This window comes from Psychrobacter sp. Sarcosine-02u-2 (genome assembly GCF_002836335.1).
GTDB classification, from domain to species: Bacteria; Pseudomonadota; Gammaproteobacteria; order Pseudomonadales; family Moraxellaceae; genus Psychrobacter; species Psychrobacter faecalis.
In genome coordinates, this window is record NZ_PJBX01000156.1 from 1 (window position 1) to 10,849 (window position 10,849).

Annotated in this window: 8 protein-coding genes; 4 read left to right on the forward strand and 4 right to left on the reverse strand. The window is 43.0% G+C overall.

Annotated elements, in window-relative coordinates:
* The first annotated feature begins 590 nt into the window (after positions 1-590).
* From thrS to rnr, 4 genes are all read left to right on the forward strand, one after another.
* Positions 591-2,525 (forward strand): threonine--tRNA ligase, encoded by a 1,935-nt coding sequence (gene thrS / locus CXF58_RS06575; protein WP_102076946.1) that lies wholly within the window; start codon positions 591-593, stop codon positions 2,523-2,525.
* A gap of 23 nt (positions 2,526-2,548) precedes the next feature.
* Positions 2,549-3,052, forward strand: a complete 504-nt coding sequence (gene infC / locus CXF58_RS06580; RefSeq protein ID WP_068408295.1) for a translation initiation factor IF-3 — start codon at positions 2,549-2,551, stop codon at positions 3,050-3,052.
* 461 nt (positions 3,053-3,513) lie between these two features.
* The gene (locus tag CXF58_RS06585) at positions 3,514-4,758 is read left to right on the forward strand and encodes a toxic anion resistance protein (protein ID WP_068408298.1); all 1,245 of its coding nucleotides are present in this window, start codon (positions 3,514-3,516) and stop codon (positions 4,756-4,758) included.
* A 149-nt stretch (positions 4,759-4,907) separates the two neighbouring features.
* Positions 4,908-7,217 (forward strand): ribonuclease R, encoded by a 2,310-nt coding sequence (rnr, locus tag CXF58_RS06590; RefSeq protein ID WP_102076947.1) that lies wholly within the window; start codon positions 4,908-4,910, stop codon positions 7,215-7,217.
* A 155-nt stretch (positions 7,218-7,372) separates the two neighbouring features.
* Here rnr and CXF58_RS06595 read toward each other — a convergent pair whose 3' ends face one another.
* From CXF58_RS06595 to CXF58_RS06610, 4 genes are all read right to left on the reverse strand, one after another.
* Positions 7,373-7,657 (reverse strand): hypothetical protein, encoded by a 285-nt coding sequence (locus tag CXF58_RS06595; protein ID WP_102076948.1) that lies wholly within the window; start codon positions 7,655-7,657, stop codon positions 7,373-7,375.
* Positions 7,658-7,776: 119 nt separating this feature from the next.
* Entirely contained in the window at positions 7,777-9,414 is a 1,638-nt protein-coding gene (locus CXF58_RS06600) for a mechanosensitive ion channel family protein (RefSeq protein WP_227678753.1), read from the reverse strand.
* Between the two features lie 205 nt (positions 9,415-9,619).
* Positions 9,620-10,360 (reverse strand): 1-(5-phosphoribosyl)-5-[(5-phosphoribosylamino)methylideneamino]imidazole-4-carboxamide isomerase, encoded by a 741-nt coding sequence (gene hisA / locus CXF58_RS06605; protein WP_068408306.1) that lies wholly within the window; start codon positions 10,358-10,360, stop codon positions 9,620-9,622.
* Between the two features lie 232 nt (positions 10,361-10,592).
* On the reverse strand, positions 10,593-10,849 hold a 257-nt coding region (locus CXF58_RS06610), incomplete at its 5' end, for a zinc ribbon domain-containing protein (protein ID WP_102076950.1).

Here is a 10,849-nt window from a genome sequence, read left to right on the forward strand (position 1 = left end):
GTTTTAATTAGGTGTCAACCGATTTTCGATAGATTTCTTAATTTATTTTAGAAGACGGTAAACAAACCATATTTTTCAATAGCTTAGTAAAAATCAGATATTAAACCAAAGAAGATTATTCTCTAGACATGCCTGAATGTTTAAGCCTTATTTGCTATAAAGCTTATTAGTAAGCTTTATAAGACATTTATAAACCATGCATTACATTGCTGGGCTTATATAGGTATATATTCAACACTATTGATATTGATACTAAGTGCACCTATATATAGAAGTTGACCTCGCCGCAGCTATCTAGTGTTAATAGACAGCGTTTGCTATAATAGCGGCTTTTATGACATTACTGCAGAGCACTGCTGCTTATCCTTATTAATAAGTAAACCACTCTATATTATAGTGGTTTGATTATCTGTCGTCAGATGATTGCTTTATTAGCATACTACGTAAGATAAGTTTTGGTATGGTGCTTGTCGTTAATGCCTATTTCTTCAACATATCATAGCGGTTAGATATAATTGACGCGGTCTTACGGTTATATGATTGATGGTTGCAATCATCACTGCCAACGGACCCAAAAAGGTGAATAGATTATGGTAGCGATTACTTTACCCGATGGTAGCGTAAAAAACTTTGAAGGCAATACAACGGTCATGGAAGTGGCGCAAAGTATTGGAGCGGGCTTGGCGAAAGCGACGGTCGCGGGACGCGTTGATGGTCACTTAGTAGATGCTCACGACCCTATCACTCATGATGCCAAAGTTGAAATCGTGACGCCAAAAGACTCTGACGGTGTCGATATTATTCGCCACTCATGTGCCCACCTATTAGGTCATGCAGTAAAACAGCTTTATCCTGACGTAAAAATGGTCATTGGCCCTGTTATTGAAGATGGCTTTTATTATGACATCTACAGTGAGACGCCATTTACACCTGAACATATGGAAAAAATTGAAAAACGCATGATGGAGCTGATTAAGCAAGATTATGATGTCATCAAAAAAATGACCCCTCGCGATGAGGTCATTAAGATATTTGAAGAACGCGGCGAAGATTATAAGCTGAAACTGATTAATGATATGCCGGGTGAAGAAGCCTTTGGTCTATATCATCATCAAGAATATGTCGATATGTGCCGTGGTCCACACGTACCAAATACGCGCTTCTTAAAAGTATTTAAACTGACCAAAATGTCAGGTGCTTATTGGCGCGGTGATGCTAAGAACGAGCAGCTGCAACGTATTTATGGTACGGCATGGGCAGATAAGAAAGATTTAAAAGCCTATATCCAACGTATTGAAGAAGCGGAAAAACGTGACCACCGTAAAATTGGTAAAGCGTTAAATCTGTTCCATATGCAAGAGCAAGCGCCGGGTATGGTGTTTTGGCATGCCAATGGTTGGACGATTTATCAGGTACTTGAGCAATATATGCGTAGGGTTCAACATGATCATGGTTATGAAGAGATTAAAACGCCGCAAATCGTCGATCGCAGCTTGTGGGAACGTTCAGGCCATTGGGGCAACTATGCGACCAATATGTTTACCACTTCAAGCGAAAACCGTGATTATGCGGTAAAACCGATGAACTGCCCGTGTCACGTTCAAGTCTTTAACCAAGGTTTAAAGTCTTATCGTGATTTGCCGCTACGTATGGCAGAGTTTGGTTCATGTCATCGTAACGAGCCATCAGGCTCATTGCATGGTTTGATGCGTGTACGCGGTTTCACGCAAGATGATGCGCATATTTTCTGTACCCAAGCGCAAATCCAGCAAGAAGTCGCTGATTTCATTAAACTGACCCTGGCAGTTTATGAAGATTTTGGCTTTGTTAATATCATTATGAAGCTCTCAACCCGTCCTGAAAAACGTGTCGGTAGCGATGAATCTTGGGACTTTGCTGAAAAAGCCTTGGCAGATGCCCTTGATAGCTCAGGTCTTGATTGGGAATATCTACCGGGTGAAGGCGCATTTTATGGTCCAAAGATTGAGTTTAGTCTAAAGGATTCCTTGGGTCGCGTGTGGCAATGCGGTACGATTCAGGTTGATCCAAACATGCCTGAGCGCCTTGATGCGGAATTTGTCAATGAGCAAAACGAGCGCGAAACCCCCATTATGCTGCACCGTGCTATCTTAGGATCATTTGAGCGTTTTATCGGTATCTTGATTGAAAACTACGCCGGTTGGATGCCAGTGTGGCTTGCGCCGCAACAGGTGGCGGTGATGAATATCACTGATAAACAAGCCGACGCTTGTGAAAATGTGGTGCGTGAGCTAAAAAATGCAGGTTTGCGAGCAACGAGTGACTTGCGTAACGAAAAGATTGGATTTAAGATACGAGAGAAAACATTAGAACGCATTCCCTATATGCTAGTATTGGGGGATAAAGAGGTTGAAACGGGCAGTGTTAATGTCCGAACTCGTGAAGGTGAAAACCTCGGCGTCATGAGTGTTGCAGAATTTATTAGCTTAGTACAGACTGCTGTCAGCAAAAAAGGCCGACAGACCCCAAAAACAGATGAGGAGTAATACCTATTAAACAGTCAAACCGTTTGAACATCAACGAAGATATCAATGCTAAAGAAGTCCGTTTGGTTAAAGAAGACGGCGAGCAAATGGGCGTGGTCGATATCGAAACCGCGATGAAAGCGGCGCGTGATGAAAACCTAGATTTGGTCGAATTGGTTCCTGAAGCCAAGCCGCCAGTATGCAAAATCATGGATTATAAACATTTTCTCTATGATCAAAAGCAGAAAGCGAAAGAAGCGAAGAAGAATCAGAAACAGACCCAGCTAAAAGAGATGAAGCTACGTCCTAGCACCGAAGAAGCCGATTATCAGGTCAAACTGAGAAAAATCATCAGCTTCTTGGAAGATCAGGATAAAGTTAAAATCAGTATCCGCTTCCGTGGTCGCGAAATGGCTCACCAAGAGATTGGTCGTAAACAACTTGATCGTATCATTGAAGATACCGCTGATATCTCAAACGTCGAACAGTACCCTAAGATGGAAGGCCGTCAAATGGGTATGCTGCTTGGGCCTACTAAGAAAAAATAATCCCTTGATAGATTATAGTGAGTAGTGGCTGTAAATCGATATGAGTGTTAGTTAATATAAATGATTAACTAACACAGACAAATCGTTAATAATAGATAGTTATAATCTTAACCATCAATATACTCCGGGATATTGATGGTTTTTTCATATTTACCTCTAAATACATGCATTAAAAGAATCTGAGTACGATGAGCCAAATTTCTCTATAAACGCTTTATCAACCTCAGTTTACAAAACCCATCTTCTCAACCTTTTCATTACCAGTTAATCTAAAGGTCATCTCGTTACACATATCTCATTCGAATAAAAATTATTGGGTAATAAAAACAATTGAAACCACGGCTATAAAAGCGCTTAGCAAAAACTGTTGTTCGTTAACAATTAATAGTTAATGAACAGTGTCATTGATAAATAATGTCGTCGGTAAAGAATCCCATTTTTTAGATATTATAGGAAATTTTATGCAAGAATTGACCCCACCCGAAAACGCCTCAACGCCTAGCATCACCTTAACCGCTCCTGAACCGGTGAAAGAGATTCAAAAAAGCGAAGCGGATCAAATGGTGAAACTGGACGAAAGCCAGATTCCTGAACTTGATGCTAAAGTCGATGCCTTTGTCGATCACGTGATTAACAACTCAGTACACAGCGCTGAGTTTCAGCAAAACGTCCAATCTATCCATAATTTAGGTAATAAAGAAATTCGCGAATCGGCACAAGTGTCAAACCGTATGCTCGATTTACCAGCAAAAAGTCTTAATGATAGCTTGTTTGATAACTCACCTATCGCCAAGTCATTGACCGAGCTGCGCGGCATTGTCGAAGATTTGGATCCGAGCAAAAAAGAGCTGACCAGCTCACGCAAGCTCTTCGGTCTGATTCCATTTGGTAATAAAGTGCAAGATTATTTCCGTCAATATGAGTCAGCGCAATCGCATATTAATGCTGTGGTGACCAGCCTTTATAATGGTAAAGACGAACTGCTCAAAGACAATGCCATGATCGAGCAAGAAAAAGTTAACATGTGGGAGCTGATGCAATCGATTCGCCAATATATTTATGTTGGTAAAAAAATCGACGAGCAGCTTGAGCAAAAGGTGTATGCCGTTGAAGCCACTGACCCCGAAAAAGCACGCATCATTAAAGAAGAAATGCTGTTTTATGTACGGCAAAAAAATACTGACTTTTTAACGCAATTGGCGGTAAACGTTCAGGGATATTTAGCGCTTGATACCATTCGCAAAAACAACCTAGAGCTTATTAAAGGCGTGGATCGCGCGACGACGACGACGATCTCAGCGCTACGTACCGCGGTGGTGGTTGCTCAGGCGATGACCAATCAAAAACTGGTACTCGATCAAATCACCGCGCTAAATAAAACCACCAGCAGCTTGATTGAATCGACCTCTGCGATGCTCAAACGTCAATCGCTTGAGATTCATGAGCAGGCAACCAGTAGCACGATTGAGCTTGATAAACTCCAAAACGCCTTCAATAACGTCTATGAAACGATGGATATGATTAGCAATTATAAAATCGAGGCGTTAGAAAATATGAAGCAAACGGTTAACACTCTGACAGCCGAAGTTGATAAAGCGCAGAAATATCTCGATAAATCGAATCAAACGACCGTATTAGAAGTGTCGAAAGAATTAAATACTAAAAAGATAACCAATCAATCAAATACGGTCGATATTGATATTTGATTGGGCTTGCATGTCGAATGCTCTTAGCGATACAAGCTAGCAGCTGCTTGCTATCTGATACACATAAGACAATTGACCGAAGATATTACGGCGTCGTTCGTGTTAAGATAGCACTTATTAATAATTTTAAAAAATAGATACGGTAATTTATGAGTTGGAATGATCCAAACGCCTCGAGTGAGGCACAAAAATACGTTAACCCTATTCCTAGTCGCGAACTGATACTCAGTACGATTAATGAATACGGTGAAGTCACGCATCAACAATTGGCAAAAGCCTTTAATATTGATGACCCTGACCAATTTGACGCTTTGGGCAATCGCCTAAAAGCAATGGCGCGCGATGGGCAAGTAAACCGTGACGGGCGTCCTTATCGCTATCGCACTGTAACCGAACACGATATCGTCACTGGCACCGTGTCAGCTCACCCTAAAGGCTTTGGCTTCGTGATATTGAGCGATATGCCTGATTTGTTTTTGCATGAAAAGCAGATGCGCTGGGTATTTAATGGCGATACCGTACAAGCGGTTGGTACCTCTACGGATAATCGCGGTCGTACCGAAGGGCGTATTGTCGATATCGTTGAGCGTCGCCAAAACAACTTTATTGGTACATTGGCGCACGATGAAGAAGGTTATTGCGTTGAGCTTGGTAGCCCAAATAACCATCAGCCGATTACCGTCACTGAAGAAAACGTGCAAGCGTTAGATGCCAAACAAGGTGCGCCAGTCAAAGTCGATATTATCGATTGGCCAAACCAACACGAGTTTGCCACTGGTAAAATCACTGAAGTGCTATCTGATGATAATGACCGTGAATTGATTATTGAGACGACTCTACTCAACTATGATATCCCGTCAGACTTTAGTGAAGCCGCGCTACAGCAGGCCAATAGCTATCGAGAACCGACTGAAAAAGACTTGAAAGGTCGGAAAGACTTGCGCGATTTACCTCTCATTACTATTGACGGTGAAGACGCGCGCGACTTTGATGATGCAGTGTTTGCCGAAAAACGCTCGGGCGGTAACTATCGGGTGTTGGTGGCGATTGCTGATGTAAGCTATTACGTCACACCAAACTCGCCACTTGATAAAGATGCTTACGAGCGCGGTACGTCAGTGTATTTCCCGCATCGCGTGATTCCGATGTTGCCAGAAGTCCTGTCTAATGGTCTATGCTCATTGAATCCTAACCTTGACCGTCTCTGTATGGTTGCCGATATCAAGATATCGCGCGCCGGTAAAGTCACAGGGTATGAGTTTTATCCGGGCGTTATGCACTCACAGGCGCGCCTGACTTATAACCAAGTAAATGCTTACCTTGCCAATCCAAAAGATAAAAGCGTACCCGAATCATTAACGGCTAATAAAGATGTTAAAAAATCGGTCGATACCTTACATCAATTGTATGAGCTGCTGCTGAAAAAACGTGAAGAACGCCATGCCATGGAGTTTGAAACAGTCGAAACATATATCAAGTTTAATGAAAAAGGTGGCATCGAAGCGATTTTACCGCGTACGCGCGGCGATGCGCAAAAGCTTATCGAAGAATGTATGCTGCTTGCCAATACCTGTGCAGCAAACTTTGCCCTAAAACATGAGTTGCCTGTCTTATATCGTAACCACGATAAGCCTGATAGCGAAAAGTCAATGCGCATTCATGAATATGCCAAAAACTTTGGCTTAAGCTTCCCAGAAGAAAGCCCAACGCAAGCAGATTATCAGCGGATTATCGAAGCAACCAAAGACCGTCCTGACGCCATTAGCATCCACAGCATGCTGCTACGCTCGATGATGCAAGCGAACTATGCGCCTGACAATATCGGACACTTTGGTCTCGCTTATGACGAATATAGCCACTTTACCTCGCCGATTCGCCGCTATCCTGATTTAATGCTGCATCGCGCCATTAAAGCGAAAGTGACTAATAGCCAGCAGCCAGTAATGGATTTCTCGCTTGAAGAGGCTGGCACGCAAACCTCAGATACGGAGCGCCGCGCCGAAAAAGCATCGCGTTACGTGGAATCTTGGCTCAAATGTCATTATATGAAAGATCATGTCGGCGAAGAGTTCGATGGCGTGGTGACGACTGTGACGAGCTTCGGTTTATTTGTGACTTTGACCGACTTATATATTGATGGTCTCGTGCACATCTCCAACGTTGGCGACGACTTCTTTGTCTATGACGAGCAGCAACAGCAGCTTATTGGTAAAGACAGAGGCACGGTATTTGGGCTTGGCGACTTGGTTCGCGTAAAAGTAGCGGGCGTTAATATGGACCTGCTACAAATCGACTTTGATCTTAAAGCTAAGCTACAAGCAAGCCAAATGAATCAAACCAAACGCGATCAGCCAAAGAACAATTCGTCTGGTAAGAGCTCTGCTAACAAAACTTCGGCGAATAAAACCCCTTCTAAAAGAAGCAGCAGCCGTGGTAAAGGCACCAGCAAAAAAAGCTAATGCTGCCTAAATGTTAAGATTAAAAAAAAGACTAACGTTATCGTTAGTCTTTTTTTTGTATTCGTTAAAGGGCGATTAATTAGATGCTGTTATTAAGACGCCACTTATTTCAGCCTTAAAATTCTAAACAATAATAACTCTAAGGTTTAAAGCTCCTATTGCGTATTAGCGATTTGCTCGCTGCGTTGTTGACTGACCTGCTCCGCTTGTTCTATCTGCGTGCTTGCTTTATCAAGAATAGCTTTTGGCTGCTGCCCTAATGGCTGACTTGCGATATCTGAAGTATTACCCTCAGCTACGTTAATGTCAGTTTGTTCTGCGACACTACTAGCGGCTAACGCTTCTCTATTTTTTTCACGTTGGCTGCCGCTGATCATATTAAACCCTGCGAGAATAACGATACCAGCCAAAGCAAAAATAATCAGATGTTTGATTTGCATAAAAAATATCTCGTCTATGTCGATAAAAGGTAGATAGACGTTTCGTTGCATTTTTTATGCCGACTTTTATAGTTAGTAATCACTTTTTAATAGGTAATCTTCAACGCCACTCTTGTGGGCTATTCTTGCGGACTGTTGTTACTTAATAAGTCGGTTTCATCTGAATTTTCGGCAATTTCTTGCTCAACTTTTTCCATTAGTTTCTGGTCAGGACGCGCATCGAGTACTTCGTCGGCATTGCGACCTTGTAAGATATGCTTGGCCCGCGCCTTCGCTTGTTTCTTATCTTTATCTTCAATGCTAGTGTCAGTGGGAGAAGATTCATCAAACGCTTTATCAGTTGCAGAAATGTGCGGCGTTACCGTCGTTTCCGCTGGGGATTTACCGTTCGTTTGACTGCTTTGGAAATGCTCAAAGGCTTTTTCTAGCTTATGGTTAAGGCGCAACTGATAAATGGGCTCGGGTAAAGTAAAACCTTCATCTTCTAAGGCATGCTTGGTTTCGCGAATGGCAATACTGCGGGCTTTGGAAAAATCTGCCTCCAATTGATTGACCCATACTTGGAACTGTAAAACGATATTTGACTCGCCGACTTCTTTGATAACCGCCGTGACTTTTGGCTTATCTAAGGCAAATCCCAACTGACAGATGGCATCGATACCTACCTTGATCGCAGCGAGCGGATCATCATTGGCATCTACGCCTAATTCAAAAGTAAAACGGCGCTCGGGGTTTTTGGTGTAATTTAAAATCGTCGCTTTAAAGACTTCGGCATTGGGGATACGTAACTGGTTACCATCTAAAGTCATCAAAATCGTCGCGCGTGAGGTTAGGCGTACCACGATGCCTTCTTGATTGTTAATCAAAATATGATCGCGGGCGCGAAACGGTTGGCGGATACTGAGCATGAGCGAGGCAATATAGTTCTCTATCGTGTCTTTGACGGCAAAACCAACGGCGATACCGATCACACCTGCGCCCCCAAGCAGCGTGCCCAAGATAGTCTCGGCACCAATCAAACTTAACGCTAAGATAAGACCGAAAACGATAAAAATGACTTTAACGGTTTGGGCAAGCAACTCTGCGACAAAGGGATTTGGCGTAAGACGTTGCCACATTTTTTGCCGATTGGATAACCAACTGCCAAACCACGTCACCAAGGCAAATAAAACAATCCCTACAAGTAGTAGCGGCAACGCTTTGACTAGGTTTTTGGTTTGCGCTTTGAGGCTCTGATAAACGGTCGAGACATTATCTTGAACATCAAGGGTGCGATTGATTCTATCCTCTACTGTCACTACGTCGGTTAAGCGATTGGTTAGATTAATCGCTTGCTGCGCTTTTTTCTCGTTAGGCGTCTCACCGGTTAAGGTCACAACCCCTTGGTTGACGCTGACATTTACTGCTTGTAAGCCGTCAATTTCTGAAAAAATGCCACTGATACGTTGCTGGATATCGTTGTCTTTTAACGGCGTTGGCGTGGTTTCGATTTGGGCATTATTGGTACTTTCACCGCTGATAACCGGCGGTTTTTCAACTGGCGCGGGCTCAGTATCAGAAGTACTTGGCGTAGCAGGACTAATAGTGATGGCACTATTTAGACTATTATTTGGCTCATTGGCAGGTGGGGCGTTAATAGCTGGCGCGTTAGGCGTCTGAGCGCTGGTCTCACTGTCAGCTGTACTATCTTCAGCAGCCTCATTATTGGGTACAATATTTTCACTTGTGCTGCTGTCTGTAGCCGCATAAGTTGGCATGCTTAAAAGAACGCTTAAAAAGATACTTAATAGCAACAATAGCTGAGCACAGGCCTTTGTTATGATGCGTAACTGGCTTAGCTTGCTGCATCTGCGTAGCCTACGCAATTCAGGCTGGTCAACATACGCTGCCATAAGTATCCCTTTATTATTCTAGCTTTATATCACATTTTCAATAACGCTCTCTGGATATGGCGACTAAAAACTATTTACCATCTAGATAAAGCTGCGCTTCACCCAAGTCTAAGGTGCCTTCGTAAATCGCGCGCCCAGTGATAATTCCTTCAATACAATCACCATAAGGTTTGAGCAATTCGATGTCTTTCATATCGGTGACGCCGCCTGAGGCAATCACTGGTAAGCCGCCTTCACGTGCTAAATTGACGGTCTGCTCGACATTAACGCCTTGCATCATACCATCACGAGCGATATCGGTATAAACGATTGACGATACCCCAACATCAGCGAAACGCTTGGCAAGCTCGGTGGCTTTAGTATCGGTCACATTTGCCCAACCATGCGTGGCAACCATGCCATCTTTGGCATCGATACCAACAATAATGTGTCCAGCAAACTCACGGCAAGCTTCGGTCACAAAGTCAGGATCTTCCACAGCTTTAGTACCAATAATAATGTAGGTCAAACCTGCGCTAATATACTGCTCGATGGTTTTCATATTGCGCACACCGCCGCCCAATTGAATCGGCAGCTTGGGGAAAGCTTTGGCAATGTCATTGACCACTTGTTTGTGTACTGGGATGCCATCAAATGCGCCATTTAAATCGACTAAATGCAAGCGACGCGCGCCTTCATTGACCCAACGCGCCGCCATAGCGACTGGATCATCAGAAAATACCGTATCGTCTTCCATACGACCTTGTTTTAAACGCACACATTTACCATCTTTTAAATCGATAGCGGGGATAATGACAGGGACAGCACACATACAGCATTCCTTATAAAGCGATATCAGCGATTAAAAATAGTTGAATAATAACAATATGAATAAGAAAAATTTAAAAGTGAAAAAAGTATACAAGCCCTCAAAGCTCATAGGGCAAATAAATAAAAGCTATTTAGCATAACAAAATGAACTACCCACTACCTTTGAAATAGAGGTTTCTTAGGTAACGCTCTTACTTGACACGGTGTTCTGTATCAGCGGTTAAGCGAATCAACTAAGCTAACCCTGTCGCACCGACAGTTTTTGATTGTTTAGCCAGTAACAATCCTTGATGTAAGATATTGATACTGGCGTTAATGTCTCGATCATTTTGCTGCAAGCAACTTGGGCAATCCCATGTTCTGACCGATAGCGGTAATTCAGCTTTATTCAGTAGATGATCGCAGTTTGAGCAAGTCTTAGACGATGGATACCATCGGTCTATTTTGACAAGCGCTTTGCCGTACCAGTCTGCTTTATAGGTCAGCATGG

Coding starts and splice junctions, on each gene's coding strand:
- thrS (WP_102076946.1), top strand. CDS start 591: ATGGTAGCGATTACTTTACCCGATGGTAGCGTAAAAAACTTTGAAGGC.
- CXF58_RS06600 (WP_227678753.1), bottom strand. CDS start 9,414: ATGCCAACTTATGCGGCTACAGACAGCAGCACAAGTGAAAATATTGTA.
- CXF58_RS06585 (WP_068408298.1), top strand. CDS start 3,514: ATGCAAGAATTGACCCCACCCGAAAACGCCTCAACGCCTAGCATCACC.
- hisA (WP_068408306.1), bottom strand. CDS start 10,360: ATGTGTGCTGTCCCTGTCATTATCCCCGCTATCGATTTAAAAGATGGT.
- CXF58_RS06595 (WP_102076948.1), bottom strand. CDS start 7,657: ATGCAAATCAAACATCTGATTATTTTTGCTTTGGCTGGTATCGTTATT.
- rnr (WP_102076947.1), top strand. CDS start 4,908: ATGAGTTGGAATGATCCAAACGCCTCGAGTGAGGCACAAAAATACGTT.